This is a genomic window from Nocardia donostiensis, assembly GCF_002081715.1.
Lineage (GTDB): Bacteria > Actinomycetota > Actinomycetes > Mycobacteriales > Mycobacteriaceae > Nocardia > Nocardia donostiensis.
The window spans coordinates 112,995-139,779 of record NZ_MUKP01000007.1; the positions used below are offsets into that span (position 1 = coordinate 112,995).

At 67.1% G+C, this 26,785-nt stretch carries 24 protein-coding genes; 11 read left to right on the top strand and 13 right to left on the bottom strand.

Going from position 1 to position 26,785, the window contains the following annotated elements:
- Window positions 1–2: 2 nt before the first annotated feature.
- The gene (locus B0T44_RS06950; RefSeq protein WP_077115837.1) at window positions 3–2,186 is read right to left on the bottom strand and encodes an RNA degradosome polyphosphate kinase; all 2,184 of its coding nucleotides are present in this window, start codon (window positions 2,184–2,186) and stop codon (window positions 3–5) included.
- Between the two features lie 83 nt (window positions 2,187–2,269).
- Window positions 2,270–2,962 carry a 2-phospho-L-lactate guanylyltransferase gene (gene cofC / locus B0T44_RS06955; RefSeq protein ID WP_077115838.1) on the bottom strand — a complete coding sequence of 231 codons (693 nt, stop codon included), beginning with the start codon at window positions 2,960–2,962 and terminating at the stop codon, window positions 2,270–2,272.
- 31 nt (window positions 2,963–2,993) lie between these two features.
- Between cofC and B0T44_RS06960 the strand changes: the two genes are divergently transcribed.
- The gene (locus B0T44_RS06960; protein WP_077115839.1) at window positions 2,994–3,989 is read left to right on the top strand and encodes an NAD(P)H-dependent glycerol-3-phosphate dehydrogenase; all 996 of its coding nucleotides are present in this window, start codon (window positions 2,994–2,996) and stop codon (window positions 3,987–3,989) included.
- Window positions 3,990–4,031: 42 nt separating this feature from the next.
- Complete coding sequence (locus B0T44_RS06965) at window positions 4,032–5,141, top strand: D-alanine--D-alanine ligase family protein (RefSeq protein WP_077115840.1); 1,110 nt, start codon at window positions 4,032–4,034, stop codon at window positions 5,139–5,141.
- Between the two features lie 67 nt (window positions 5,142–5,208).
- On the opposite strand, the gene B0T44_RS06970 is transcribed toward B0T44_RS06965, so the two are convergent.
- Entirely contained in the window at window positions 5,209–6,117 is a 909-nt protein-coding gene (locus B0T44_RS06970) for a DUF3515 family protein (protein ID WP_081511731.1), read from the bottom strand.
- A gap of 101 nt (window positions 6,118–6,218) precedes the next feature.
- Window positions 6,219–6,449, bottom strand: coding sequence for a hypothetical protein (locus B0T44_RS27900; RefSeq protein WP_245839285.1), 231 nt, complete (start codon window positions 6,447–6,449; stop codon window positions 6,219–6,221).
- On the opposite strand from B0T44_RS27900, the gene B0T44_RS06975 reads away from it, so the two are divergent.
- Genes B0T44_RS06975 through B0T44_RS06990 form a run of 4 tightly spaced genes read left to right on the top strand, consistent with a single transcriptional unit; the run spans window position 6,426 to window position 9,374 of the window.
- The gene (locus tag B0T44_RS06975; protein ID WP_245839287.1) at window positions 6,426–7,454 is read left to right on the top strand and encodes a thiamine-monophosphate kinase; all 1,029 of its coding nucleotides are present in this window, start codon (window positions 6,426–6,428) and stop codon (window positions 7,452–7,454) included. The two genes, B0T44_RS27900 and B0T44_RS06975, sit on opposite strands and share 24 nt — an antisense overlap.
- Before the next feature lie 11 nt (window positions 7,455–7,465).
- A complete protein-coding gene (locus B0T44_RS06980) occupies window positions 7,466–8,149 on the top strand; it encodes a uracil-DNA glycosylase (RefSeq protein WP_077115841.1) in 684 nt (227 codons plus the stop codon).
- Between the two features lie 36 nt (window positions 8,150–8,185).
- Window positions 8,186–8,452 (top strand): hypothetical protein, encoded by a 267-nt coding sequence (locus tag B0T44_RS06985; RefSeq protein WP_077115842.1) that lies wholly within the window; start codon window positions 8,186–8,188, stop codon window positions 8,450–8,452.
- 49 nt (window positions 8,453–8,501) lie between these two features.
- Window positions 8,502–9,374, top strand: a complete 873-nt coding sequence (locus B0T44_RS06990; RefSeq protein ID WP_077115843.1) for an alpha/beta fold hydrolase — start codon at window positions 8,502–8,504, stop codon at window positions 9,372–9,374.
- A gap of 2 nt (window positions 9,375–9,376) precedes the next feature.
- Here the strand turns inward: B0T44_RS06990 and B0T44_RS06995 are convergent, their stop codons facing one another.
- The 3 genes from B0T44_RS06995 to rpmB all read right to left on the bottom strand — a co-directional run bounded on the left by B0T44_RS06995 (window position 9,377) and on the right by rpmB (window position 11,225).
- A complete protein-coding gene (locus B0T44_RS06995; protein ID WP_077115844.1) occupies window positions 9,377–10,168 on the bottom strand; it encodes an enoyl-CoA hydratase/isomerase family protein in 792 nt (263 codons plus the stop codon).
- Window positions 10,165–10,728 carry a GNAT family N-acetyltransferase gene (locus B0T44_RS07000; protein ID WP_077115845.1) on the bottom strand — a complete coding sequence of 188 codons (564 nt, stop codon included), beginning with the start codon at window positions 10,726–10,728 and terminating at the stop codon, window positions 10,165–10,167. Before B0T44_RS07000 ends, B0T44_RS06995 begins: the two co-directional genes overlap by 4 nt.
- A gap of 305 nt (window positions 10,729–11,033) precedes the next feature.
- Complete coding sequence (gene rpmB, locus B0T44_RS07005) at window positions 11,034–11,225, bottom strand: 50S ribosomal protein L28 (protein ID WP_011210730.1); 192 nt, start codon at window positions 11,223–11,225, stop codon at window positions 11,034–11,036.
- A 294-nt stretch (window positions 11,226–11,519) separates the two neighbouring features.
- Here rpmB and B0T44_RS27905 point away from each other — a divergent pair, with 294 nt between their 5' ends.
- Both B0T44_RS27905 and recG read left to right on the top strand, forming a co-directional pair.
- Window positions 11,520–13,889: a DAK2 domain-containing protein gene (locus B0T44_RS27905; RefSeq protein WP_245839310.1), complete on the top strand. Its 2,370-nt coding sequence runs from the start codon at window positions 11,520–11,522 to the stop codon at window positions 13,887–13,889.
- 37 nt (window positions 13,890–13,926) lie between these two features.
- Window positions 13,927–16,209, top strand: coding sequence for an ATP-dependent DNA helicase RecG (gene recG / locus B0T44_RS07020; protein WP_077115846.1), 2,283 nt, complete (start codon window positions 13,927–13,929; stop codon window positions 16,207–16,209).
- A 3-nt stretch (window positions 16,210–16,212) separates the two neighbouring features.
- Here the strand turns inward: recG and B0T44_RS07025 are convergent, their stop codons facing one another.
- Entirely contained in the window at window positions 16,213–17,658 is a 1,446-nt protein-coding gene (locus B0T44_RS07025; protein WP_175647971.1) for a short-chain fatty acyl-CoA regulator family protein, read from the bottom strand.
- Between the two features lie 166 nt (window positions 17,659–17,824).
- Between B0T44_RS07025 and B0T44_RS07030 the strand changes: the two genes are divergently transcribed.
- From B0T44_RS07030 to B0T44_RS07040, 3 genes are all read left to right on the top strand, one after another.
- Entirely contained in the window at window positions 17,825–19,348 is a 1,524-nt protein-coding gene (locus tag B0T44_RS07030) for an MmgE/PrpD family protein (RefSeq protein WP_077115847.1), read from the top strand.
- A gap of 106 nt (window positions 19,349–19,454) precedes the next feature.
- Window positions 19,455–20,363: a methylisocitrate lyase gene (prpB, locus tag B0T44_RS07035; protein WP_077115848.1), complete on the top strand. Its 909-nt coding sequence runs from the start codon at window positions 19,455–19,457 to the stop codon at window positions 20,361–20,363.
- Between the two features lie 5 nt (window positions 20,364–20,368).
- Window positions 20,369–21,490, top strand: a complete 1,122-nt coding sequence (locus B0T44_RS07040; protein ID WP_077115934.1) for a bifunctional 2-methylcitrate synthase/citrate synthase — start codon at window positions 20,369–20,371, stop codon at window positions 21,488–21,490.
- A 51-nt stretch (window positions 21,491–21,541) separates the two neighbouring features.
- On the opposite strand, the gene B0T44_RS07045 is transcribed toward B0T44_RS07040, so the two are convergent.
- The 5 genes from B0T44_RS07045 to metE all read right to left on the bottom strand — a co-directional run bounded on the left by B0T44_RS07045 (window position 21,542) and on the right by metE (window position 26,719).
- The gene (locus B0T44_RS07045) at window positions 21,542–21,838 is read right to left on the bottom strand and encodes a hypothetical protein (protein WP_139347745.1); all 297 of its coding nucleotides are present in this window, start codon (window positions 21,836–21,838) and stop codon (window positions 21,542–21,544) included.
- Entirely contained in the window at window positions 21,835–22,713 is an 879-nt protein-coding gene (locus B0T44_RS07050) for a hypothetical protein (protein ID WP_077115849.1), read from the bottom strand. The genes B0T44_RS07045 and B0T44_RS07050 overlap by 4 nt, the downstream gene beginning before the upstream one ends.
- A 416-nt stretch (window positions 22,714–23,129) precedes the next feature.
- Window positions 23,130–23,684, bottom strand: a complete 555-nt coding sequence (locus B0T44_RS07055; RefSeq protein WP_077115850.1) for a hypothetical protein — start codon at window positions 23,682–23,684, stop codon at window positions 23,130–23,132.
- Window positions 23,681–24,250 carry a TetR/AcrR family transcriptional regulator gene (locus tag B0T44_RS07060; protein WP_077115851.1) on the bottom strand — a complete coding sequence of 190 codons (570 nt, stop codon included), beginning with the start codon at window positions 24,248–24,250 and terminating at the stop codon, window positions 23,681–23,683. The genes B0T44_RS07055 and B0T44_RS07060 overlap by 4 nt, the downstream gene beginning before the upstream one ends.
- A 168-nt stretch (window positions 24,251–24,418) precedes the next feature.
- Entirely contained in the window at window positions 24,419–26,719 is a 2,301-nt protein-coding gene (gene metE, locus B0T44_RS07065) for a 5-methyltetrahydropteroyltriglutamate--homocysteine S-methyltransferase (RefSeq protein WP_077115852.1), read from the bottom strand.
- Between the last annotated feature and the right edge of the window lie 66 nt (window positions 26,720–26,785).

The window sequence follows — 26,785 nt, forward strand, 5'->3', positions numbered from 1 at the left end:
GGTCACTGCTGGTCCGGTCGCCGTAGTCGCATGAGGAACACCTGATGGTCGCGTACCTGGCCGCCGTCCTCGACGGCCGAACCGGCCTGCGCGGGGCGGGCACGCCAGCTGCCGTCGGGTTGCAACACCCAGCAGCGGGTCATCGGATGCAATGCGGAATCGAACACCACATTCAGCTGTTCGCACAGCTTCGGATCCTTCACCTGGGCCATCACCTCCACCCGCCGGTCGAGGTTGCGGTGCATCATATCGGCGCTGCCGATCCAGTACTGGTTCTGTGCCTGGAAATGCATCACCCGCGAATGTTCGAGCACCCGCCCGAGGATGGAACGGACCTCGATGTTCTCGCTCATCCCCGCGACACCAGGCCGCAGCCCGCAGATGCTGCGCACCACGATCTGCACGGGCACCCCCGCCTGGGAGGCCCGATACAGGGCGTCGATGATCTCTTCGTCGACGATGGCATTGGCTTTCAGCCGGATCCGGGCAGGTACACCCTGCTGCGCCAGTTCGGTTTCGCGCTGGATACGGGCGATGATCCCGGCCCGGATGCCGTGCGGCGCGACGAGAATATTGCGGTAGTCGGATTTGCGAGAGTAGCCGGTGAGCGAGTTGAACAGGTCGGTCAGATCGGCACCGATTTCCGGTGCTGCGGTGAGTAAGCCGACGTCCTCGTACAGCCGCGCGGTCTTCGGGTTGTAGTTGCCGGTGCCGATATGGCAGTAGCGGCGGATCGTGGCGCCTTCGCGCCGCACCACCAGGCAGGTCTTGCAATGGGTTTTCAGTCCGATGAGGCCGTAGACCACGTGCACACCGGCCTGTTCCAGTGCCCGCGCCCATTTGATGTTGGCCTGTTCGTCGAAGCGGGCTTTGATTTCCACCAACGCCACCACCTGCTTGCCTGCTTCGGCGGCGTCGATGAGCGCGTTGACGATCGGCGAATCGCCGGAGGTGCGGTACAGCGTCTGTTTGATCGCCAGCACCTGGGGGTCGGCGGCGGCCTGTTCGATGAAACGCTGCACGCTGGTGGAGAACGAATCGTAGGGGTGATGCACCAGCACATCGCCCTCGCGTAACGCGGCGAACACATTGCGCGGTGTTTCCCGCTCCCCGAACGCGGGCGGGGTCGCCGGAACGTACGGGGCGTCCTTCAGACCCGGCCGATCCACCCCGTACACCTGCCACAGGCAGGACAGGTCGAGCAGGCCCGGTACCTGGATGACGTCGGCCGGATCCACCTCGAGCTCACGTAGCAGCAGATCGAGCATGTGCTCGGTCATATCGTCGGACACCTCCAGCCGCACCGGAGAACCGAAGCGCCGCCGCGCCAGTTCGCGTTCCAGTGCCTGCAGCAGGTCCTCGTCGCGGTCTTCGTCGACCTCGAAATCGGCGTTGCGGGTGATCCGGAACGAATGCTGCTCGACCACGTTCATCCCGGGAAACAGTTGGTCCAGGTGTGCGGCGATCAGCGCTTCCATCGGCAGGAAGGCCGCAACCGACGAACCCGAGGAGGTGCGCCGCACCCGGACGAAACGGTCGACGTTGTCGGGAACCTTCACGCGCGCGAAGTGCTCACCGCCGTTCGTCGCGTCCCGCACCGTCACCGCAAGGTTGAGACTCAGCCCGCTGATATAGGGAAACGGATGCGCCGGATCCACCGCGAGCGGGGTGAGCACCGGGAACACCTGGTCCTGGAAGTGCGCAGAAAGCCTGCGGCGTTCCTCGTCGTCCAGATCGGCCCAATCGATGATCTCGATACCTTCTGCGGTGAGCGCAGGCAGCACCTCGTCGAGGAAGACCCGCGCGTGCCGGACGGCGATCTCCTGGGTTCGCGCGGCGATCAGCTCCAACTGTTCGCTGGGTGAGCGGCCGTCGGCCGAACGCACCGAAAGCCCGGTTTCGGCACGGCGTTTGAGACCGGCGACCCGCACCATATAGAACTCGTCCAGGTTCGAGGCGAAGATCGCCAGGAATTTGGCCCGCTCCAGCAGCGGCAGCGATGCGTCCTCGGCCAGCGCCAGCACTCTGGCGTTGAAGTCCAGCCAGCTCAATTCCCTGTTGAGGTAGCGATCGGCAGGCAACAGGGGGGCGGTCGAGCCGTCACGTAAAGGCGTGGCGGCAGGAGGTGGGGTGGGAAGCACCTGCTGTTGCTTGACGGTTTCCGTATCGCTCACACCTACGATCATCCCTGACAAACCGCCCGGTGTGCACTTGGTGTAGGCCGATATAGCGCTAGTGCAGTCTCCGTCACACCCGGTGCGGCGACCGGCTAGCACACACGCGGAACCGGCTGGTGAACGCTGTGTGGCCAGCCGATATCACACAGCAGAGCACGAGTATCTGTGCCCGCGCCGAGCAGCAGCGCGCGGTCGAGGTCGGCGGCGGTGTCGACGTCGAGGCGCAGCCCCGGCCAGTCGCCACCCAAGGCGGCGGCACCATCGCCGATATGCCTGCGGGCCGAACCCGGTCCGAACCGTGGCCGCAGCGCGATACCCGCAGGCGCCAGCAGTGCCGCGGTGCCGCTACCGGCATGGTCGACGACGAGCGAGCGGGTTGCGGGGGGTGCGGCGGTGAACATGGCGGCGAGTTCGTCCGGCCGTAGCGCGGGCAGGTCCGCTTGCAACGCCAGCAGATCGACCGGCCCGTGGCGGCGCCGCAGTGCCGCCGCTGCCGAGTCGAGCGCGGTGTTGAGCTTGTCGGGATCGGAGTGCGAACGCTGGGCGACCGGTTCGGGATGCACCATCGCGCCGCGCGAACGCGCCAGCTCGGCGACCAGGGGGTCGGGCGTGACAACGGTCACCGAGGCAATCGCGGGAACCGCGGCGGCGGCGCGCACGGTGTCGGCGAGCATGGCCAGCACCAACCGTGCCCGTTGCGGCGGGCGCAGGTGCTCGGCCAGCCGGCTCTTCGCCCGGTCCAAACTCTTGACCGCGATCACGGCGTGCACAGCGTGCGGACGCATGAGACCGATCTTTGCATGGCATATTGGTCTGATGGCGAGGGCGGCGGTACTTGGTGCGGGATCGTGGGGCACGGCGTTCGCGAAGGTGTTGGCCGATGCGGGAACCGATGTCGTCATGTGGGCACGCCGCCCCGAGGTCGCCGAGACGCTGGCGAGCGACCACCGCAATCCGTTCTACCTGCCCGGCGTGCAGCTGCCGCCGATCGCGGCGACCGACAACTACACGGCTGCCCTCGACGGCGCCGATATCGTCGTGCTCGCCGTGCCGTCGCAGTCGCTGCGCGCCAATCTCGAAACCTGGAAACCGGCGATCGGCGCCGACGTCACACTGTTGAGCCTGATCAAGGGAATCGAAACCGGGACCCTGCTGCGGATGAGCCAGGTGATCGCCGAGGTCACCGGAGCCGAAACGGGGCGTATAGCAGTGCTGACGGGGCCGAACCTGGCCAAGGAGCTCGCCGCGGGCCAACCCGCCGCCACCGTGATCGGCTGCACCGACGCCGATCGCGCGGTCGCTGTCCAGCAGGCGTGCGCCACCGGGTATTTCCGCCCCTACACCAACACCGATGTGATCGGCTGCGAAATCGGCGGGGCCTGTAAGAACGTCATCGCGCTCGCCTGCGGTATCGCCTCCGGGATGGGGCTGGGCGACAATTCGATCGCCGGGCTGATCACCCGCGGACTGGCCGAGATCATCCGGCTCGGCGTCGCGCTCGGCGCCGAACCCACGACGCTGGCCGGGCTGGCCGGAGTGGGCGATCTGGTGGCGACCTGCACATCGCCGCTGTCGCGCAACCGCTCCTTCGGGCAGGTGCTCGGCGCGGGCGGTTCGATGCAGGCCGCGCAGGAAGCCACGCACGGCCAGGTCGCCGAGGGAGTGAAATCGTGCACATCGGTGCGTGCGCTCGCTGCCGCGCACGATGTGGAGATGCCGTTGACCAACGCGGTGCATCAGGTATGTCATGAGGGACTCGCGGTGCGCGAGGCCGTCGACAATCTGTTGGGTAGGCGGATCAAACCGGAGTAGTCGGCACCGGGGTTCGGCACTGCTCCAGGTACCGTTCGGTGCATGACGAACCGGATCAGGGTGGCCGTGGTGTTCGGAGGACGCAGTAACGAGCACGCCGTGTCGTGTGTATCGGCCGGCGCCGTGCTGCGCAACCTGGATCCGCGGCGCTACGAGGCCGTGCCGATCGGTATCACCGCCGAGGGCACCTGGATGCTTGCGGGCGGGGACGTACAGTCGCTGGCCATCCGCGACCACAGCCTGCCATCGGTGGACGACACCGGCACCGCGCTGATGCTGGCCGCCGACCCGAGCCGGTCCGGAACGCTCGTCGCGCTCGACGACCCCACGGCCGCCCTCGGCGCGGTCGACGTGGTGTTCCCGGTGCTGCACGGTGCCTTCGGCGAGGACGGCACCGTGCAGGGCATGCTGGAAATGGCCGGCATCCCGTATGTGGGACCCGGTGTGTTCGCCAGCGCGGCCGGTATGGACAAAGAATTCACCAAGAAGCTGCTGGCGGCCGAAGGTCTTCCGGTCGGACCCCAGGTGGTGCTGCGGCCCGGTGTGGATACCGTATCGGAGGAGGACCGCGCGCGACTCGGCTTGCCGGTGTTCGTCAAACCCGCACGCGGCGGGTCCTCCATCGGCATCACCAAGGTCACCGGCTGGGCCGATTTGGATGCGGCCATCGCAACCGCACGCGCGCACGACCCGAAGGTGATCGTGGAAGCAGGCATCATCGGCCGCGAAGTCGAATGCGGTGTGCTGCAATTCCCCGATGGCCGGGTGCAGGCCAGTGTGCTCGCCGAGATCCGCATGCCGCAGTCCGATGCCGCTGATCCCGGGGCGGGACCGCAGTTCTACGATTTCGACACCAAATACCTCGACGACATCTGTGAATTCGATGTCCCGGCGAAACTCGACGACGATATCGCCGACCAGGTGCGGGCGCTGGCGATCGGTGCCTTCCATGCTCTGGACTGCGAGGGTCTGTCCCGCGTCGACTTCTTCGTCACCGAATCCGGCCCCGTGATCAACGAGATCAACACCATGCCCGGCTTCACCGCCATCTCGATGTACCCGCGCATGTGGGAGGCCACCGGGATCGACTACGGCACGCTCGTGTCGACCCTCATCGAGACAGCGCTGGCGCGGGGTACCGGATTGCGTTAGCGCTCGAGCCGACGGCGTTGCCTGCGCAGAGGTCGGCGCGGCGGAGGAGGTGCCGCTGGGCTGTCGATCAGTTCGGCAGCTCGCCCGGATCGAGCGGCTGGGCCGGTAGCTGCGCGGTGATGGTATCGGACACCACCTGCAGCGGCGTGGGGCCCGAACCGTCGGGAATCGTCAACGCGATATAGGTTCCGCGGTCCACGGCGAACCAGGTGCTCGCCGTCGTCGCCTGGTCGCGGACCTCGAACCACTGCACCTGGTTGACCATCTGGATCGGCGAGGCGCGATTGAACTCGAGCGGCCGCTCCAAACCGCAACGCAGCACAATGGGCTCGCCACCATCGGGACGCTGCCAGGCGCGGGTGGCGGGAGGCGCGGGCTCCACCAGAGTGGATTTGGTGAACTCACCGACTTCTGCGGGCAGTGCGGGGATCAGGGCGCTGCAGGCAGGACCTTCGGCCTGCGGGGCGGGAACCGCACCGAGCACGAGGGGTTCCCGTTCGGTCGGGGCTCGCAGTGCGATACCTGCCGCGACGACGACCGCGACCACCAGTGCGATCGGTAGCGCAACAGCGGTGGCGATCAATGCGGGGGAGTACGGCGTCCGCTCGGTGGGGGTCTCGGTGTCGTCGGCCTCGGAGTTGTCGTCCTCGGCATCGCCTTCGACTTCGTTGCCCGCGGTGTTCTTCGTGTCTGCGGCGGTGTCCATGCGACTGGTGCCGGTACGGCCGCTGGTTTCGGAGGTGGCGGAATCCGCCCTGGTGCTGTCTGCCGCGTCCGCGGGTTCATCGGGTTCGCCCGGCCCCGGACGGTCGGCTTCCGCGCCAGGCCCCGACGTATCATCGGCCGCGCTTTCGGTACCAGCGGCAGGGGGGGTGGGCTTTTCCCGGTCCTCCGCGGGTCCGGGGGCTGGGGTCTGGTCGGCGGGTTCGGAACCTGTGGGGTCCGACGGCTCGTGGTCCGGCGATTTCGCCGCCATCTCGACGATCCTTCCTGCACGCTGGTTACCGGCCGGGTGCCGGTGGGCCCTGACGGTTCGCTGTGGCGTCGACCTGCCCAGGTGTGCCCGGCTTCCGGTGCTCAGGGTACCGTCGGGGCGATTGCAGCCAGCACGCGCGCCTCGCTGGCCGGTGGGGCGCCGATGGTGTCGGGAAAGGGCCGGTCATCAGCGAGAGCACGCCGCCGCGCACGGTACGGGAACTGGGGGAATTCCCGCTGATCGAGCGGATCAACGCCGGTCGGGTCCAATCGCCTGCGGTCCGGCTCGGGCCCGGTGATGATGCGGCCGTGCTCGCCGCCGCGCGCGGCCACTACGTTGTCACCACCGACATGCTGGTGCAGGGCCGGCATTTCCGGCTGGACTGGTCGAGCCCGCGCGATATCGGGCGCAAAGCCATCGCGCAGAATGCCGCCGATGTGGTGGCCATGGGAGCCCAGCCCACCGGATTCGTGGTCGCGCTCGGATGCCCGGCCGAGACAGCGGTCGGGTTCGTCGACGAGTTGAGCGCCGGGATGTGGGATGAAGCGGTCCGGGCTGGCGGGTCGATCGCGGGCGGTGACCTGGTGCGCAGCCCGCAGTTGGTCATCTCTGTCACCGCGTTCGGTGATCCCATCGGACCCGCACCGATCACCCGGTCCGGGGCGCGGGCGGGCGGTACGGTTGCCGTCGCGGGGCGGCTCGGCTGGTCGGCGGCTGGTTACGCGGTTCTCGCAGGGGGCCGTGCGCACACCTGGTCCACTCAGGCCGGGCCCACTCAGGCAGAGCCAACCCAGAGCGGGTTCGCCGATGTCGAATCGCCCGAGGCCGACCCTGCCCCGGGCAAGTCCATTGAGGATGGATCGATGACGGTAGAGCTCGCGGAGGGCGGATCCGCGGCAGGAGAGTTCGCGGCGGCCGTTGCCGCGCATCGCGTTCCGCAGCCGCCGTACCGGGTGGTGCTCGATGCGTTGGCTGCCGGCGCGGTACCCGACGCATTGACCGATATCTCCGATGGGTTGCTCGCCGATCTGCGGCATATGGCCGACGCTGCCGGAGTCGCGATCGATATCGATTCCGCTGCGCTGTACGACCCGGCGCTGGACGCACTCGCCACTGCCATGGATGCCGATGCAGCCCAATGGGTTCTGACCGGAGGCGAGGATCACGCCTTCGCCGCCGTATGGCCACCGGAGACGGAATTGCCGCCGGGCTGGGCCAGGATCGGAAGCGTTGCGCCAGGTCACGGTGTCACGGTGGATGGTGTGTCCGTATCAGGCGGTGGGGGCTGGGAATCGTTCTCCGGGGCAGACTCGGTGGATCGGGGTCGATCACGATAGGTTGTCCGGCTATGGGCACGAAACCACTGGCAGAAATCGTGGACCCGAGTTGGGTGAAGGCACTGGAACCGGTGGCCGAGCAGATCACGATCATGGGTGATTTCCTGCGCGCGGAAAACGCGGCCGGTCGCGGTTATCTGCCCGCGGGCCAGAACGTGCTGCGCGCATTTCAACATCCGTTCGAGGCGGTGCGGGTGCTGATCGTCGGCCAGGACCCGTATCCGACTCCGGGGCACGCGATGGGGTTGAGTTTCTCTGTGGCGCCGGATGTTTCGCCGGTTCCGCGCAGTCTCGCCAATATTTTCGCCGAATACAGCAAGGACCTCGGCCATCCCACCCCGTCCTGCGGCGACCTGAGTCCCTGGGCGGATCGGGGGGTGCTGTTGCTGAACCGGGTGCTGACCGTATCGCCGGGTAAACCCGCCTCGCATCGCGGTAAAGGGTGGGAAGCGGTGACCGAACAGGCGATCCGGGCGCTGGTCGCGCGGGACGAGCCGTTGGTCGCGATCCTGTGGGGCCGTGATGCCGCATCGCTGAAACCAGCGCTGGTCCAGGCCGAGGTTCCCTATATCGAGTCCGCGCATCCGTCGCCGTTGTCGGCGTCGCGCGGGTTCTTCGGTTCCCGTCCGTTCTCTCGGGTAAACGAGTTGCTCGACGAACTGGGGGCGGAACCGGTGGATTGGCGCCTGCCCTGACAGGCGCCGTAAAGGAAACAAGTGAGGAGCACTGTCATGCAGACCACCACTGTTCGCGGCGCACTGCGCGGCATCACCGCCGCGGTCGCCGTCTGTGCCGCCCTGGCGGGCGGCGCGGCGAGCGCGGGCGCGGCACCGCTCGCGTTGGAGCCGGCGAGCGAGGCGACTCGAGCGCCTGTTGTCAGCACCGAGGTCGCGGAGGATTTCACCTCCAGCGGCTCGTCCACGATCTCGTCGTCGGTCAACGCGAAGGTTGCCTGCATTTTCCAGCGGACCTTCAGCGCCATGAAGCTCGACTGCTGATTTCGCCGGTTCTTACGGCGTATCACGCAGGCTATGCGATCCTCGGATCGTGAGTAATGCGAACAATCTGCTCGATCCCGTCCGGCTGCGCTTGCGCGGTTCGGGCGGGATCGAGCTCGTTGCGGACCAGTTCGGTCCCCCCGACGGCCCCCTGGTCGTCTTCCTGCACGGCGGCGGGCAGACCAGACATTCCTGGAAGCGCACCGGCGCGAAACTGGCCGAATCCGGGATGCGTGTGGTCACCCTGGACGCCCGTGGCCACGGTGACAGCCAGTGGGCGCCGGATCGCGATTACCGCCGCGAAACCATGGTGGCAGACCTGATCGAGGTACTCGATCAGCTGGGCGGACCGGCTGTCGTCGTCGGCGCCAGCATGGGCGGAATCACCGGATTGCTCGCCACCGCCGTGCCCGGCAATGCAGCCATCACCGCGCTGGTCCTGGTCGATATCGTGACCCGCCCCGAAACCGAGGGCGTGATGCGTGTGATCGATTTCCTCGGCAAACACCGCGACGGTTTCGACACCCTCGATGAGGTGGCCGATGCGGTCGCCGAATACATGCCGCACCGGCCGCGTCCGAAGAACACCGATGGTCTACTGAAGAATCTGCGTGAACGCGACGGGCGCTGGTACTGGCATTGGGATCCGGGCATGCTCGGCGACAGCGACAGCGACACCGTGCTGGACCATGAGCGACTGACCGAAACCATGGAGCGGGCCGCTCGCGCCGTCACCATCCCGGTGCTGCTGGTGCGCGGACTGCGCTCGGATGTGGTCAGCGAGGCGGCGGCAGCGCATTTCCAAGAGTTGGTGCCGCACGCCGAACTCGTCGAAATCGGTAATGCTGCCCATACCGCCGCCGGTGACGACAACGATGCCTTCACCGACGCGGTGGCACAGTTCGTGCTGCGGCTGGGCTGAGCTCAGGCGAGACCGGTGTAGTCGGGTGCGCGTTTGGCGACGAACGCGTCGACTCCTTCGCGGCCGGTGGGGCTGCCCGCCGCGGCGGCGATGGCGTCGCGTTCGGCGTCGAGTTGGTCGCTCAGGCTCGCCGAGACCGAACTGCGCAACAGCCGCCGGATCGAGGTGTGGGTGGCGCGCGGCCCGGTGGCCAGGGCATTCGCCACCCGCAGCGCTTCGGCCTGCACCTCGTCATCCGTGCCGGTCAAGCGGCTGAGGATGCCGAGCCGCGCCGCTTCCTCGGCGTCGAGCACCGCATCGGTGAGCAGGATCTCCCTGGCCCGGCCTGCGCCGACGATCCGGGGCAGTGTCCAGGACATACCGCCGTCGGGGCTCAACCCGACCCCCGGATAGGCCGGGCGCAGTTTCGTTCCAGGTCCGCCGATGGCGATATCGGCGGCACAGACCAGGCTCATACCCGCGCCTGCGGCCCAGCCGTGTACCGCGGCGACAACCGGTACCGGGCAGGTGTCGAGCGCCCGCACGAATTCGTGCAGTGTGTCGGCGAGCTGGTAGACGTGCGCGGAGCGGTCCGCGGCGGCGGCGAACCCACGGACATTGCCGCCCGCGCAGAAGTTGGGGCCGCTACCGGTGAGCAGCACCGCGCCGGTGTCGGCTCCGAGCGTGGCCAGGGCGGCGGCGCCTGCCGCGATGCCGTCGAAGTCCATGGACGTGCCGTTGGCGGCGGTGGCGACGGTGATCCGCAGGACATGGTCGACGGTCGATACGTATTCGGCGTGTTCGATGCTGCTCATGCCGAGGACCCTATCGTGCGGGCCGGGCGCAGCATTCTGACCTCGGTGACCCCGGTGAAGTAGTCGATTCTGCTCGCACCGTCGGGCGCGAAACCGTGTTTACGGTAGAAGGCCCTGGCGCGCGGGTTGTCCTGGAACACCCACAGAGAACAGGAGACGTCTGCCGCGAGTCGGGAGGGGCCCGTTTCCGCAGGGCTCGCTCCTGTAGGTGGATCAAGGGCCGCCCGGAGCAGTTCATGGGCGAGGCCGGTGCCGTACCAGGGCGCGCGGACATAGAGTGCGCTGAGTTCGATCTCGGCGAGCGGCGGGCGGTCACGTGACGGTTCGGCGCGAACGAAGCCGATGACCTCGGAGCCCTCGAGCGCGAGAAGGGTGCGAGCGGGGTTGGTCCGCAGGGTGCGCTGCCACTGTTGCGCGCGGCGTTCGATATCGAATGCGGCGAGAACATGATCCGGTACCAGCCCCTGATATGCCTCGCGCCAGCAGGTGATATGGCACGCGGCGATGGCGTGAGCGTGCCTAGGGGTTGCGTGTTCGACACGCCAGGATCGGTTCAGCACCTCGAGGCCGTTCCAGCGGGTAGGCGGAAACCATCGCGCCCCGGATCATCCATTGGATGCCGGGGCGCGGAGAGCGAATATGCGCTGGTTGAGCTCCTCCCCTTCCTGAAAGAAGGGGCTTCCAACCTCGCGAGTGGGATTTCGGTGTTTCACCGCAGACAGCTGGAAGGGACAAGACTTGCCCAGTCTTCCATCCGCTCCGCAGGCGTTTTACGTTTCCACCGGTCCGGTAGCGACAGTCCGTGGCTCTACCAGATGCGTTTACCCCCGCCGGAACACGGGGGTTGCGCGTTACGTCCGCTGGGTCAGCCGCGAACGACCTTGCCCGCCTTCAGGCAGGAGGTGCACACGTTCATGCGGCGGGTGTTACCCGGCGCAACCTGTGCGCGCACGGTCTGGATGTTCGGGTTCCAGCGACGGTTGGTGCGTCGGTGCGAGTGCGAGACCGACTTCCCGAAGCCGGGGCCCTTGGCGCAGACGTCGCAGACGGCAGCCATAGTCGCGAACTCCTTCATATCTTCGAGTGGACCCGCTGTAGCGCACAACCGGCCCGAGATCAATGTCGTCAATGCCTGCCAACACAGATTGGCGAACGCAAGCCGTAACGGCTGCGCGAGGCAACCCTGCAAGGGTAGCTGGCAGGCCAATGATCTACCAAACCGGCCCCGACGAGCCGGACGGGTGTTCGGCCGAGCTGTCGGCGGATCCGGCTAACCTGGCCACCGGTGGTGTGACGAACGGGAAACGAGGTGACGGTGGGCGGAATCGGGCAGCTCGACGGCGCGGCGCTGATGCGTTGGGGCCGGGCCTGCCTGGAGGGCTTACAACACCGCCGCGACGAGATCAACGCCCTCAACGTCTTCCCGATTCCCGACGGCGACACCGGCACCAACCTGCTGGCCACCATGCGCGCCGCGGTCGCCGCCGCCGAAACCGCGGTACTCACGGCCCACGGCGGGGTCGTGCCGGGCAAGGTTGATCCGGAGGCCGCAGAGGAGTTCACCGAGACTCATTACTCCGACGACACCGTCCACTGGGCGAGCAGCGCCGGTCGCCCGGGTACGTCTAGCGAGCTCGGGCTGCTGCCCGCTGACGAGAACCCGATCCGGCGCATCGCCGATGCAGGCTGGAACCACGATATGAGCGCATCGCCTCGGGTCCGCGACGCGCGGCCGCCGGGCGCTCTGCCCGATGGGATGCCGGAGAGCCGGAGGCCGGGCCCTGGATCAGCGGCGAACCGCGGTGCCCAGCCCGCCCCGGGGGACGGAGGCGTTGCCACCGAGGTACGTGCGGCAGGCCAGGAAACCATGGTGCCGGGTTACGGCGTGCGCGAACCGGCATCGACGCGGGCGGCCAACCGTTTCCCAGCAGCGGAAGCATCGGCGCACCTGGCCGCCGCCGCTATGGCACGGGGCGCTACCGCTGGCGCCAGGGGCAATTCCGGCATCATCCTCTCGCAGGTGCTGCGTGGGCTCGCGGAGGCCACCGAGACGGGGCCGCTGACCGGACACACCTACCGGACCGCGTTGGCGCGCGGTGCGGCGCTGGTGCGCGCCGGGCTGAGTGCGCCGGTGGAGGGCACGATGCTGACTGTGCTGGATCGAGCTGCCGCCTGCGCCGCAGCCTGCACAGAAACGATCTTGGCCGATATCGCGCTGGCCGCAGCGGACGGCGCTGCCGGTGCACTGGAAGACACCCCGGACCAGTTGGGTGTACTGCGCGCGGCCGGTGTGGTGGATGCGGGCGCGCTGGGATTACTGGTGCTGCTCGACTGCATGGTGGTGATCGCAGGAGGTGAGCCGCCGGTGCGACCGGAATATCTGCGTGACCGAGTGGGCGTGGCGCGTGCGCCGGAGCCGCCGCTCGCACCCGGATACGAGGTCATGTACCGCGTGGCCGATACGAACGAAGCGCGAGTCGCCGATCTGCGGCATCGGCTCGCCGACATCGGTGACTCGGTGGTGGTCGTCGGGGACGGCGACCGCACGTGGTCGGTGCACGTCCACTGTGTAGATGCGGGGGCAGCGGTGGAAGTGGGGCTCGCGGCCGGGACCGTCAGCGGGATCCGGATCGAAAGCTTCGCCTCGGACCGCCCCAGCGATGCGCATACTCACGCATATCTCCGCTCCCACGACCACACGAACGCGCATGGTCGTCACCGCATCGATCCCGCGGACCGGACTGCTGAGCAGACCCCGCACCTTGGTCGGAGTCCCGAACAGGTCGAGGGAACCTGTCGAGTCCGGGTTCACGGCAGCGACCAACTCGATCAGCCGATGAGTCCACCGCCGGATGAGGGACCGGACCCGGCAGGACATATCCCGACCAAGAAACCCAGCCAGGATTTCGGGCCGGCTCCGGCGGAGCACACGCACGGGCACGGCCAGACGCTCGAGTACGGGGCCATTCAGGGCAGCCCCGCCGAACAAGCCGCGGTGTCGGATTGCCTCGAGCCACGCTCGAGTTGTGAAACGCATACCGAACCTGCTGCTGAGGTACCGGTTGCCGACCGCGGAGTTCTCGCAGTGGTGGCCGGGGTGGGTGCGGCAGCATTGTTCGAGGCGGCAGGGGCGGTGGTGCTGGGTGGAGACGAACCGGTGACCCCCGGTGCGCTGCTGTCGGCGATCCGGCGGATGCCACATCGGGAGGTGCTGGTGCTGCCGAACGGGGCGCTGCCCGCACACGAACTGGTCGCGGTGGGTATGGCTGCCCGTGATGCGGACCGGGATGTGCTGCTGCTGCCCAGCGGCGCCATGGTGCAGGGTTTGGCGGCGCTGGCCGTGCACGATCGCAACCGGGTCGCGGTGGACGATGTGTTCGCCATGTCGGAATCGGCCGCGGCCACCCGCTGGGGTTCGCTACGCGCCGCGACCGGCCGGGCGTTGACGATGGTCGGCACCTGCGAACCCGGTGACGGGCTCGGGCTGGTCGGTCATGACGTGGTGGTGATAGACCGGGACGTGCGCGCCGCCGGGCAGACGCTGCTCGATCGGATGCTCGGCCTCGGCGGCGAACTGGTCACCCTGCTGGTGGGCGCGGCGGCCCCGGACGGGCTGGCCGGCGAACTGGCCGGCCATATCGGCGTGGAATTCCCCGGCGTCGAGGTCACCGTGTACACCGGTGGTCAGCACGACGACCTACTGCAGATCGGCGTCGAATGACGGGCGACCCGGGACAGGCTGAGGGAGAAACGAGGTCATGGCGACACTGAGCGACCGGCTCGATCATCTGCTCGGCGCGAAAGCAGCAGGCTCGCTGGCGGACGCGTTCGATATGCACACCGTGGAAGATCTGCTGCGGCATTACCCGCTGCGCTACGCCACCCAGGGGCAGCCGCTCACCGAGGAGGCCCCTGAGGACGGTTCGCATATCACCGTGATCGGCCGCATCACCAAGGCCGAACTCAAACCCATGCGCCAGCGCCGCGGATCGCTGTTGAAGGTGGTGCTCGACACCGGTTCCGGACGCGGCGTCGATGTCACGTTCTTCAACGGCGACAAGGTGAAGTATGTGGTGCGCCAAGGCGCCCGGGCGATGATGTCGGGCACCGTCAACTACTGGCGTCCCGGCCAGTGGAATCTGAGCCACCCCGGCTATCTGATCCTGCCCGAAACCGGCGACGATACGCTGCCCACCCTCACCACCGTGCGCGGTGGCGGGGATCTGCGCGGGCTGGCGCAGAGCGCGAAAGGCACCGAGGGCGTGGACATGTCGTTCTTCGAGCGCGAATTCATCCCGGTCTATCCGGCGACGGCGCGGGTGCAGAGCTGGGAGCTGCTGGCCTGTGTGCGGCAGGTGCTCGATCAGCTCGACCCGATCGACGACCCACTGCCGCAGCAGGTGTGCGACGAGCGGGAACTGATGGCGGTATCGGATGCGCTGCGGTTGATCCACCTGCCGGAACACAAATCCGATATCGAGCGGGCCAGGCAGCGGCTGCGTTTCGACGAGGCGCTGGCCCTGCAGTTGGTGCTGGCCGAACGGCGGCATGAGATTTCCGCACGGGTGGCCCGCTCCTGCCCGCCGCGTGACGATGGGATCGCGGCGGCGTTCGAACAGCGGCTGCCGTTCGAACTCACCGAAGGCCAGCAGCAGGTGATCGCCGAGATCTCCGGCGATCTGTCCCGCTCGCAGCCCATGCACCGGCTGCTGCAGGGTGAGGTCGGGTCCGGTAAAACCATCGTCGCGCTGCACGCCATGCTGCAGGTGATCGATAACGGCCAGCAGTGCGCGCTGCTCGCACCGACGGAAGTGCTGGCCGCCCAGCATCACCGGTCGCTGCGCGCCATGCTCGGTGAACTGGCCGCCGCGGGGGAGCTGGGCGCGGCCGAGACAGCGACCAGAGTGACGTTGATGACCGGGTCCCTGCCCGCCGCGGCGAAACGGGCGGCCCTGCTGGAGGCGGTGTCCGGGGAGGCCGGCATCGTGATCGGCACGCACGCGCTGATCCAGGACACGGTCGAATTCTTCGATCTGGGCATGGTCATCGTCGACGAACAGCACCGGTTCGGTGTCGAACAACGTGACGCCCTGCGCGCCAAAGCGAAACCCGGGATGAGCCCGCACCTGCTGGTGATGACGGCGACTCCGATTCCGCGCACCATCGCCATGACCACGCTCGGCGATCTGGAGACCTCTACCCTCACCCAACTGCCGCGCGGGCGTTCCCCGATCACCTCCAAGGTGGTGCCGCGACGGGTGCATCCGAACTGGGTGGAGCGTGCCTGGGAGCGGATCACCGAGGAGGTGGCGGCCGGGCGGCAGGCGTATGTGGTGTGCTCGCGGATCGGGGACGACGAGAACGGTGAGGTCGGCGCGGGAAAGACCCGAGGCGGCAAGTCCCGCAAGACCGATCAGCAGGAAGGCCCGACCACCCAGGCGGTGCTGGACGTGTACGAGATGCTGCGAGCCGGGCCGCTGGCGCAGTTGCGTGTCGGCCTGCTGCACGGGCGGCTGCCCGCGGACGAAAAAGACGAGGTGATGCTCGACTTCACCAAGGGGAAGATCGACGTCCTGGTCTGCACCACCGTGGTGGAAGTCGGTGTGGACGTGCCGAACGCCACCGTGATGGTGATCGTCGACGCCGACCGGTTCGGGGTGAGCCAGCTACATCAGCTGCGTGGCCGCATCGGCCGAGGGGAACATCCAGGTCTGTGCCTGTTGATTACCGATACCGCGCCCGGTGGTCCCGCCATGACCCGGCTGGAGGCGGTGGCCGCCACCACCGACGGTTTCGAGCTCGCGGTGCTCGATCTGCGGCAGCGCCGGGAGGGTGATGTGCTGGGTTCGGCGCAGTCGGGCACCAATCGTTCGCTGCGGTTGCTGTCGCTGCTCGACGACCTCGAGGTGATCACCGCGGCCCAGGAGCTCGCCCGCAGCCTGGTCGCCGCGGATCCCGGGTTGGTCGAGCATCCCGGCCTGGCGGCGATGATGCACGCTGCGGTCGACTCCGAACGACTCGAGTACCTGGCGAAGTCGTAAGGCTCAGGTGCGCGACAGGTACCCGCCCTGGCGAACCGACATCGGGTACGGCAGATCCATGGAGGTGTGTTCGGACACCGCGAGCGGACTGCCGATCTGCGGGAATGCCCGCTGCGGGCAGGCGGGCCGGTCGCACACCTTGCAGCCGGCGCCGATCGGCACCGCGGTCGCCGGATCGTCGAGTTGTAGGCCCTTCGAATACACGAGCCGGTCGGCGTATTCGATATCGCAGCCCAATCCGATCGCGAAATTCTTCGCCATGATGCCGAATCCCTGCGGTGCGGTCATCGCGGTCCGTGCAACCCACAGGTAGCGGCGTCCGTCCGGCATTTCCGACACCTGAGTGAGAATCCGGCCGGGGTTGGCGAACGTATCGTGCACCACCCACAGTGGGCAGCTGCCGCCGACACGGGAGAAATGGAACGCTGTCGCGGACTGGCGTTTGGAGATGTTGCCCGCACGGTCGACTCGCACGAAAAAGAACGGGACCCCGCGCTGACCCTGGCGTTGCAGGGTGCTCAACCGGTGGCAGATCGTTTCGAAACCCACCTCGAAACGCAAACCGAGCAGGTCGATGTCGTAGCGCAGTTCCTCCGCCGAACGCAGGAACCGGCCGTAGGGCAGCACCAGTGCGCCCGCGAAGTAATTGGCCAGCCCGACCCGGGCGAGCTGTCGTGATTCGCCGGTCAGCGAGGGAGTTTCGTCCAGTACCGCATCCAATTCGTTGCCGTAGAGCAGGAAAGCCAGTGTGGTCGCGATCTGGAAGGCGCGCTGGCCCGGCCGCAGCCTGCGGGCGAGGGTGAGGGTGCGGGTGTCGGGGTCGTATCGGCGTTTCGGGATGGACGGGTCCGCGCCGTCGCCGCGCACCAGCACCGTCACCCCGGCCCGCTCCTCGGCCACCCGGGCCAGTTGGCGGTCCAGGGAACCGACCGAAAGGCCGTGTTCTTCGAACAGGCGCTCGGCGGCCAGGTCGAGCTGGGTGATGTGGTTGTGGTGGTCGTAGAAGAAATCGCGCACATCCTCGTACGGCATCGGCACGCCGGTCGTGCCTGTCGGGGCCGCGACGCGTGCGGAGAACAGATCCAGTTGGTCGGTGGCCGCGCGCAGTCTGCGATGCATGGCGACGACGACGCGGGCGATCTCCGGCTGTCTCGTGGCCAGCTCCTCGATTTCGGTCAGCGGTGCGCTGTCGCCACCGGCAGCGTCGACGAGCACTTCGTGTAGATCCGAGACCAGCCGCGCATTGGAATCGCTGGCGAAGAACTGCACGTCCAGATCGAAGGTCGAGTTGAGTTTCAGCAGCACCGGGATGGTGAGCGGACGTTGATCGCGTTCGAGCTGGTTGAGATAGCTGGGCGATAGATCCAGTGATTTCGCCAGCGCTGCCTGGGTCATTCGGCGTTCCTCACGGAGCCGCCGCAATCGAGCGCCTGCGTACATCTTTCGCACGGCCGTGATGGTACCCACACTTCTTCGCAAACATCGCAACTTGGCCGATCGTCGCCCGCATAAATCTGCTTTAGCAAGGTGTTTTGCCGGATGCTACCGATGCGTAGCGTGCGAAGCGAGGCTCGTTTCTTCCCATGTCTCGTCCGCAACGTCTCAGGAGACACGCATGAAAACCCACGTCGTAGGCGCGCGCGGCGCCACGGTGGATTTCCCTCGCTCGCAACATCTGGCCACCAAGATCGCCGAGGTTGCCGCCGATCCGGTCGAGGTGACCGGCGACGTCACCGAGATGATCGTCAACCGGATCATCGACAATGCCGCGGTAGCCGCCGCCGCGCTGACCCGCCGCCCGGTCGCCGCGGCGCGCGCGCAGGCGCTTGCCCAGCCGTACCGGCCGCGTCGGAGCCGGGCAGGCAGCGCAGTGTTCGGCCTGCCCGCCGATACCGTCGTATCACCGGAGTGGGCGGCGTGGGCCAACGGCGTCGCGGTACGAGAACTAGACTTCCACGACACGTTCCTGGCCGCCGAATACTCCCATCCCGGCGACAATATTCCGCCGATCCTCGCCGTCGCCCAGCACACGGGAGGTGACGGCGCCGCCCTGATCCGAGGACTGGCCACCGGCTACGAAGTGCAGATCGACCTGGCGCGCGGGATCTGCCTGCACGAACACAAGATCGACCACGTCGCCCACCTCGGCCCCTCCGCCGCCGCCGGGATCGGCACTCTGCTCGGCCTCGACGTTCCCACTATCTATCAGGCGATCGGGCAGGCGCTGCACACGACCACCGCGACCCGCCAGTCCCGCAAGGGCGAGATTTCCAGCTGGAAGGCATATGCGCCCGCCTTCGCCGGGAAGATGGCGGTCGAAGCGGTGGACCGGGCCATGCGCGGTGAGACTGCGCCCGCTCCGATCTGGGAGGGCGCCGACGGTGTGATCGCCTGGCTGCTCGGCGGGCCCGACGCCGAATACCAGGTGCCGCTGCCCGGCCCCGGCGAAGCCAAACGCGCCATCGTGGACAGCTACACCAAGGAACATTCCGCCGAATACCAGAGCCAGGCCCCGATCGACCTGGCCCGTCGCCTGCGGGAGCGTATCGGCGACCTGGATCAGATCGCCTCGATCGTGCTGCACACCAGCCATCACACCCATGTGGTGATCGGCTCCGGCTCCGGTGACCCGCAGAAATTCGACCCGCACGCCAGCCGGGAAACCCTCGATCATTCGGTGCCCTATATTTTCGCCGTCGCGCTGCAGGACGGCGTCTGGCACCACGAACGCTCCTACGCACCCCAGCGAGCGCAGCGCCCGGACACCGTCGAGCTGTGGCACAAGATCTCCACCGTCGAGGACCCGGAGTGGACCCGGCGCTATCACAGCACCGACCCGAACGAGAAAGCGTTCGGCGCCCGCGCGGTGGTGACATTGAAGAGCGGGGAAACGATCACCGACGAGCTCGCTGTCGCCGACGCGCATCCGCTGGGGGCGCGGCCGTTCGCCCGTGAGCAATACATCGAGAAGTTCCGCACGCTCGCCGATGGTGTGCTCGACGAGGCCGAACAGCGGCGTTTCCTCGACGCGGCGCAGCGCGCGCCGCAGTTGGCGGCCGGGGAATTGGACCAGCTGAACTTCACTGTCGCCGACCGTGTGCTGGCCGGCGGACCCCGGATTCCGGAGGGGCTGTTCTGATGGCAGGAACGATGGGCAGGGCGCGTTTCGACAGCTACATCGCTGTTTCACGGCCACTCAGCGGTCCCGTGTCCGTGGCCGGTGCGATGAGTGGGGAGGACGGCCGATGAGCGGGCTGATCGCAGCGGCGACGAGCGCAGGAGACAAACGTATCGCCCTGCGTGCGGGGCTCACCTGCGGCCGTATCCAGCGGTTGCCGGGCGCGTTCAACCCGCTGGTGGCGAAACTCGTTCAGGAACTCGGTTTCGAGGGCGTCTATGTATCGGGGGCGGTGGTGTCGGCGGAACTGGCGCTACCCGATATCGGCCTCACCACACTCACCGAGGTGGCCGGGCGCGGGCAGCAGATCGCCCGGGTCACCGACCTGCCGGTGCTGATCGATGCCGACACCGGGTTCGGGGAGCCGATGAACGCCGCCCGGACGGTGACCGTGCTCGAGGACGCGGGGCTGGCCGGTTGTCATATCGAAGATCAGGTGAATCCGAAACGCTGCGGGCAACTCGACGGCAAGGTCGTGGTGCCTGCGGCCGAGATGATCCGGCGGTTGCGGGCTGCGGTCTCCGCGCGACGCGACCCGAACTTCGTTATCTGTGCCCGCACCGACGCCCGCGCGGTGGAGGGGTTGGACGCCGCCGTCGACCGCGCCAAAGCCTATGCCGACGCGGGTGCGGACCTGATCTTCACCGAGGCGCTGACGGGACCGGCCGAGTTCGAGAAGTTCCGGGCCGCGGTGCAGGTTCCGCTGCTGGCGAATATGACCGAATTCGGGAAAACCGAGCTGATTTCGACATCGACATTGCAAGACCTCGGCTATAACGCGGTCATCTACCCGGTGACCACGCTGCGTCTGGCGATGCACGCCGCCGAACAAGGATTACGCGAAATCGCCGCACAGGGAATACAAACGGGGCTGCTCGACCGGATGCAGCATCGGTCGCGGCTCTACGAACTACTGGAGTACCAGCGTTACAACGACTTCGATTCCGGCATCTTCAACTTCACGGTGAGCGAGTGATCGATATGACCGAGATCAAGAAGGGTTTGGCGGGGGTGGTTGCCGATACCACCGCCATTTCCAAAGTGGTGCCCGAAACCAATTCGCTGACCTATCGCGGGTACGCGGTGCAGGATCTGGCCGCGCACTGTTCGTTCGAGGAGGTCGCCTACCTGCTGTGGTACGGCGAACTGCCGAATACTGCGCAGCTGGAACTGCTGTGTCAGCGTGAGCGCGCACAGCGGCGGATCGACCGATCGATACTGTCGCTGGTGCAGAAGACGCCCCACAACTGCCATCCGATGGATGTGGTGCGGACGGTGGTCAGCTATCTGGGTTCCGCAGAACCAGCCGAGGATCTGATCGACGCACCGCACGACAAAGCGATACTCGCCAAGGCCCTGAGATTGACCGCGATGATGCCGACCGTGATCGCCGCCGATATGCGCCGCAGGCGCGGGCTGGAACCCATCGAGCCGCATGCGCATCGCGGTTTCGCCGAGAACTTCCTGTACATGTGCTTCGGTGCAATGCCCGATCCGCGTATAGTCCGCGCCTTCGAGATCTCGCTGATCCTGTATGCCGAACACGGTTTCAACGCCTCGACGTTCGCCGCCCGCGTCGTCACCTCCACCCGCTCCGATATATACAGCGCGGTCACCGCAGCCATCGGCGCGTTGAAGGGCCCGCTGCACGGCGGCGCGAACGAAGCGGTGATGCACCATATGCTCGAGATCGGCGAACCGGAGGCGGCAGGCAGCTGGTTACGCGCCCAGCTCGCCGACAAGCGCAAGATCATGGGCTTCGGACATCGTGTCTACCGCAACGGCGACTCTCGAGTACCCACCATGAAAGCCGCACTCGACGAGGTCGGCGCCGTCACCGGCGACCACCGCTGGCTCCGCATGTACACCGCACTCGAACACGCCATGGCCGAAGCCACCGGCATCGCCCCCAACCTCGATTTCCCCACCGGCCCCGCCTACTACCTGATGGGCTTCGACATCCCCATGTTCACCCCCATCTTCGTGATGAGCCGGATCACCGGTTGGACCGCCCATATCGCCGAACAAGCCGCCGCCAACGCCCTCATCCGACCGCTGTCGGAATATGTGGGAGTACCGCAGCGCGAATTGATTGTCACCTGAGCCGGACCGGTGGAACCGCTCGCCGGAGCCGACTGCGCTCCGGCGAGCGCGTCAGGCGAACAAATCCTCCGCAGTCTCGACGAAGGCGGCCCGCTGGATCCAGGTGTGGAGGTCTCCGCGATCGGCTTTATCGCTGATCCGGTCCCTGCTCGTCTTCGGGACGGTGATCCCGCGTACTTCGAGAACAGCCAGGATGCTGCGAGCGATCCCCTCCTTTACGCCGGAGTCCCACTCCGTGAGACGTATGGCGTGCACGGAACGGTCTATCTGGCGGAATATTTCCTCAACGGTTTCGGGTGGGTCGGCGTCTCGGCCGTTAACTCGCCAGCGGACGGACCGATCGGTCATTCGAACAGCTCCGCGGCGCTCTCGATGGTGATTGCGCGCCGAGCCCAGCGCTCGAGCTCGGATAGATCGGAGCAGGCATCGATACGAGCCTGCGCATCGTCGGGGAGCGTGATGCCGCGTACCTCGAGGGTCATCAGGATGCTATGCCTCGTCCCTTCGGCAAGCCCCTTCTCGCGCCCCTCCTCGACGTACTTGCGGGCGAAGTCGCTTTGGTATTCGTAGTCGGTGCGAACGGTCATCATGAACTCCTCCAGACGCTGCCGAGCTGTCGCCGACAGCAACGTGAGTACCACGTCATAGTACATTTTCTCCAGGTCACCGTCGGTTTTCTTCAAACCGGCGTCCAGGGCTGCGAACACTTTCTCTGACTCGGGACCGTCGCCATGAGCGAGTGCCGAGAGCACCGCGAGTTCGGGTGCCGACTCGGCGATCGTCGTATCGGTGACGGCAGGGATTACGTCGGGCCCGAGCACCAGTGGCCGCAGCACCAGCCCCGGGTGCCCCAGCTCGATCGGCTGCCTCGACCAGATCGCCACCTGACGGTCCGGGCAGAAGATCATCAGATAGACCGGGCAGCGTAACCGGGCACGCAGCGTCGCCAGGTAAACGGGCCAGCTCCACTGCCTGGTCCGGTCTCGCCGTAGCTGGACCTCGAGGACGATTCCCAGCAGGGGCTGCCCCTCGCCGTCGGCGAATACGAGAGCCGTGTCGCCACGGAACTCGTTCGGCCCCACATCGGTGAAGTCGCAGGACGCAGCCCGGGCCTGTCGATAGTCGGGTAGGTCGATATCGAAGACATCGGCGAGTAGCCCAGCCGCGAGTTCGGGATGGGACCGGAACATCTCGACGAAGACCTCGTGCACCTGTTTCGGCATGTGCGGCAAGGTAATCGATGCCTCCGGCAAGTGTGCGCGGCGGATCTTTGCTTGGTGTGCCAACTATTTGCTCGAAAAAAATTGGGAACCAATGGAACGGAATCCGGTGGTCCCGCGTCAAAGAAAGACAAAGCGACGTTGTCGTGTAAGGAGGGGTAACGCATGGAACGGAACCAGGGCTGCCGGACGGTGTGGCGGCGGGTGGTAGGGCCGCAATCGCGAAAACGCCCGGTGTTGCGGATGAACCAGCACTGCGGGAATTCCGGGCGCGAATGCCGAGGGAGGCGGCCTGGAGTGGATTCGGGAGAACTCGAATGACCCGCATGCTGCAGTGAAGCAGGTTGCTCCGGTGATGGTTCCGACTCCGGCAGGGGGGAGCCGGAACCATCGGCTGGAGGTCGTGGGCCTCGCCCAGGTCACGAGTGGGCTGCGGGTGTGCTCTGCGCGAGTGGGGTTTCCGGAAGTAGGTGGGCCAGTAGGAGTTTCACCAGGAGCACCGGAGCGAACCAGGCGAGGAAGATGGGGACGGCAGGTAGGTTCGTCACGGCGGCGATCCCGAATACGGCGGCCAGAAAAGCGACCGGAGTGCGCAGTTCGGCCGTCGCGACGGACACGGTAACGGCTGCGACGAGCGCGATGGCGTACATTGTCGCCGCCGCAAGCCAGGGGAAACCGGGCACCGTCAACGCGAGGACGAACGGCTGGATATGCACCGCGACGAAAGCGAGATGATGCCGCCGGGTGCGCCCCGGACGGTGGTACCAGCGTTTGGCCGAAGCGGTCGCATTGACCACCGCCCCGCCGAACAGATCGAAGCCGACGACGGTTACCACCACGACCGCGAGAACGGGTTGCCGGGCGTGCAGCGCCAGGCCGAGCGCGACGGCCGCCCCGGTGAACGCCGCGGTGTAGCCGATGAGCACCTCGGCGCGTGTGGCATTCGGGGCGATGAGCCGGTCCGTTATCGTCATCGCCGGACTCCGTCCACGCAGATCCGTACGATCGGCTCGGCGAGCGCAGCCAGCGGCATATCCGCATCGGCCAGTGATTGCAGCAGACAACCTTCGATCGCGCCGACTATCACTGCCGCATGCTCGTCGCCGATACCTGGCCGCAGCTCGCCCTCGTCGCGGGATTGGCGTAGCAGGTCGGCGATCACGTTGCGGTATTCGCGGTAGACCGCGGCGATGTCCATCGGTGGTTTGGCCGCCCAGACGTCGAGCAGTACGCGGGCATGGTCGGGGTGTGCGTCGAGCATCGCGACCGTGCGGCGGATCAACTCGGCGAGTCGATCGAGCCCGGAGCCGGCGCCGAGTTCGGTGAGCACGTGCGCGGCGCGGTCGTTGTACGCGTCGAAAACCCCGGTCAGTAGCGCGTCGCGGCTGTCGAACGTCAGGTAGACGCTGCCCTTGGCGATACCCGCCTCGGCGGCGACATCTTCGATCCGGGACGCGGCGAAACCTTTGCGGGCGAAGACCCGCACCGCCGCGTCGAGAATCTCCGCGCGGCGGGCGATCGGGTCGACTTTCTTTGGCATACTCTGATTATGAATGACCGGTCAGTCATAATCAATATCGCGCCGGGAATCCGCTCCCGGCGGGCAGCACCGTCGAAACCGGGCCGGCCCGACCATCTGATCGGGCCGGCACCACCGGATCCGGAACCGGCACCTCCGGCCGGTCGCTGTGGATCGTGCCGGGTTCGGTCAGCGCACCACGTCGGCGGCTGCCACCATATTGCGCAGCGATGCCTCGACCTCGGCCGGGCCGCGTGTCTTCAGCCCGCAGTCCGGGTTGACCCAGAGCCGATCAGCGGGAACGGCTTTCAGAGCAGCGCGGAGTGAATCGGCTATCTCCTCGACGCCGGGAACCCGCGGAGAGTGGATATCGTAGACGCCGGGGCCGACACCGAGATCGAAGCCCGCGGCATTCAGGTCGCCGAGCACCTCCATCTTCGAACGGGCCGCCTCGATCGAGGTGACATCCGCGTCCAGACCGGCGATCGCGTCGATCACCTCGCCGAACTCGGAATAGCAGAGGTGCGTGTGGATCTGGGTGGCATCGGACACCCCGGATGTCGCCAGCCGGAACGCCTGCACCGACCAGTCCAGATATTCCCGCTGGTCGCCCGCACGCAACGGCAGCAGCTCCCGCAGCGCGGGCTCGTCGACCTGGACGATCCGGATACCCGCCTGCTGCAGGTCGACGGTTTCATCGCGGATGGCCAGCGCGACCTGCCGCGCCGAATCGGCGAGCGGCTGATCGTCGCGCACGAACGACCACGCGAGGATCGTCACCGGCCCGGTGAGCATGCCCTTGACCGGTTTGTCGGTGAGCGATTGGGCGTAGCAGATCCAGTCCACCGTCATGGGCGCTGACCGCACCACATCGCCGAACAAGATCGGTGGGCGCACACAGCGGGTGCCGTAGGACTGCACCCAGCCCTGTTCGGTGGCGGCGAAACCGTCCAGCTGCTCGGCGAAGTACTGGACCATATCGTTGCGTTCCGGTTCACCGTGCACCAGCACATCGAGCCCGAGCCGTTCCTGCAGGGCGATGACGTCGGCGATCTCGGCGCGCATCCGGGTCTCGTATTCGGCGCGGTCGATCTCACCCTTGCGCAACGCTGCCCGTGCCAGCCGGATCGCCGGTGTCTGCGGGAAGGAGCCGATGGTGGTGGCGGGCAGCAGCGGCAGATGCAGCCGTTCGCGTTGCAGCCTGCGGCGCTGTTCGGCGGGAGCGCGACGCGCGGCGTGCGGACCGAGTGCGGCCAGCCGCGCCCGCAACCCACTGTTGTTCAGCCGCGGATCGGACTCGCGGCCGGCCAGCGCTTCCCGGGCGGCGGTCAGTTCGGCGGAAATGGTTTCTGCTCCCTGGTGCAGGCCGGTGGCCAGCGTCCGCACCTCGGCTACCTTTTCGGCGCCGAACGCGAGCCACGAACGCAGCGCGTCGTCCAGCCCGTCTTCCGCCGCCAAGGTGTAGGGCACGTGCAGCAGCGAGCAGGACGAGGAGACCGCGACACTGCCCGCGGAACCGAGCAGGGTGCCCAGCCTCGAGAGGGCGGCCTCTAGATCGGTGCGCCACACATTGCGGCCGTCGACCACGCCGGCCACCAGGAGTTTTCCGGCCAGGGCTGGCACCGACGCCACCTCGCCGGGCTCGGTTCCTGCGGTGAAGTCGACGGCTACGGCCTCGATACCGGTTCCCGCCACTGCGGCCAGCGCTGGGCCCGGACGCCCGAAATAGGTGGCCACCAGCACGGCCGGACGCGACTCGGTAGCGGCCAGTTCGGTGTAGACCCGGTGCACCAGCGTGAGTTCGTCGGAGGTGAGATCAGTGACCAGCACCGGTTCATCGATCTGTACCCACCTGGCGCCGGCCTCGGCGAGCAGACCCAGCAGCCTCCGATACAGCGGGAGTAGCTCCTCGACGCGCTGCCGCAGTTCCTCCGGGCCGAGCTTGGCCAGCTTCAAGAAGGTGACGGGCCCGATGACCACCGGGCGGGCGGGTACGCCGAGTTCGATCGCTTCGCGCAGCTCGTCCAGCAGTTTTTCCGGATGCAGCTCGAATGCGGTGCCGGAGCCGATTTCGGGCACCAGGTAGTGATAGTTGGTGTCGAACCATTTGGTCATCTCCAGTGGCTCGACGGTGTCGGTGCCCCGTGCCGCGGCGAAATAGCGGTCCAGCGGATCGGCGATATCCGCTACCCGCGTGGGTAACGCCCCGAACAGGACCGCGGTATCGAGCATCTGGTCGTAATAGGAGAAGGTGCCGACGGGAACGGAGTCCAGTCCGGCCGCCACCAGGTCGGTCAGCTGCGTCCGACGCAGCTCGCGGGCGACGGCGTGCAGTTCCGTTGCGCTGATCCGGCCTGCCCAATAGGACTCGGTGGCCCGCTTCAGTTCGCGGCGCGGCCCCACGCGTGCCAGGCCGAGAACCGTAGCGGTGAACGGTGTGCGGGAAGTAGCAGTCACGGTATTTCTCCAGTGCTGGGTTCGGAAGGCCATCGCCTTGCGGGCGCACAGGCACCGATGAGACCCCGAATAGCCCGGCATACACCGGATCCGTCATGT

What these genes read in the sequence shown, in the direction of transcription:
- B0T44_RS06950 (WP_077115837.1), bottom strand. Translation starts at nt 2,186, where the DNA reads ATGATCGTAGGTGTGAGCGATACGGAAACCGTCAAGCAACAGCAGGTG.
- cofC (WP_077115838.1), bottom strand. Translation starts at nt 2,962, where the DNA reads ATGCGTCCGCACGCTGTGCACGCCGTGATCGCGGTCAAGAGTTTGGAC.
- B0T44_RS06960 (WP_077115839.1), top strand. Translation starts at nt 2,994, where the DNA reads ATGGCGAGGGCGGCGGTACTTGGTGCGGGATCGTGGGGCACGGCGTTC.
- B0T44_RS06965 (WP_077115840.1), top strand. Translation starts at nt 4,032, where the DNA reads ATGACGAACCGGATCAGGGTGGCCGTGGTGTTCGGAGGACGCAGTAAC.
- B0T44_RS06970 (WP_081511731.1), bottom strand. Translation starts at nt 6,117, where the DNA reads ATGGCGGCGAAATCGCCGGACCACGAGCCGTCGGACCCCACAGGTTCC.
- B0T44_RS06980 (WP_077115841.1), top strand. Translation starts at nt 7,466, where the DNA reads ATGGGCACGAAACCACTGGCAGAAATCGTGGACCCGAGTTGGGTGAAG.
- B0T44_RS06985 (WP_077115842.1), top strand. Translation starts at nt 8,186, where the DNA reads ATGCAGACCACCACTGTTCGCGGCGCACTGCGCGGCATCACCGCCGCG.
- B0T44_RS06995 (WP_077115844.1), bottom strand. Translation starts at nt 10,168, where the DNA reads ATGAGCAGCATCGAACACGCCGAATACGTATCGACCGTCGACCATGTC.
- rpmB (WP_011210730.1), bottom strand. Translation starts at nt 11,225, where the DNA reads ATGGCTGCCGTCTGCGACGTCTGCGCCAAGGGCCCCGGCTTCGGGAAG.
- B0T44_RS27905 (WP_245839310.1), top strand. Translation starts at nt 11,520, where the DNA reads ATGCGTTGGGGCCGGGCCTGCCTGGAGGGCTTACAACACCGCCGCGAC.
- recG (WP_077115846.1), top strand. Translation starts at nt 13,927, where the DNA reads ATGGCGACACTGAGCGACCGGCTCGATCATCTGCTCGGCGCGAAAGCA.
- B0T44_RS07030 (WP_077115847.1), top strand. Translation starts at nt 17,825, where the DNA reads ATGAAAACCCACGTCGTAGGCGCGCGCGGCGCCACGGTGGATTTCCCT.
- prpB (WP_077115848.1), top strand. Translation starts at nt 19,455, where the DNA reads ATGAGCGGGCTGATCGCAGCGGCGACGAGCGCAGGAGACAAACGTATC.
- B0T44_RS07040 (WP_077115934.1), top strand. Translation starts at nt 20,369, where the DNA reads ATGACCGAGATCAAGAAGGGTTTGGCGGGGGTGGTTGCCGATACCACC.
- B0T44_RS07045 (WP_139347745.1), bottom strand. Translation starts at nt 21,838, where the DNA reads ATGACCGATCGGTCCGTCCGCTGGCGAGTTAACGGCCGAGACGCCGAC.
- B0T44_RS07050 (WP_077115849.1), bottom strand. Translation starts at nt 22,713, where the DNA reads ATGCCGAAACAGGTGCACGAGGTCTTCGTCGAGATGTTCCGGTCCCAT.
- B0T44_RS07055 (WP_077115850.1), bottom strand. Translation starts at nt 23,684, where the DNA reads ATGACGATAACGGACCGGCTCATCGCCCCGAATGCCACACGCGCCGAG.
- B0T44_RS07060 (WP_077115851.1), bottom strand. Translation starts at nt 24,250, where the DNA reads ATGCCAAAGAAAGTCGACCCGATCGCCCGCCGCGCGGAGATTCTCGAC.
- metE (WP_077115852.1), bottom strand. Translation starts at nt 26,719, where the DNA reads ATGGCCTTCCGAACCCAGCACTGGAGAAATACCGTGACTGCTACTTCC.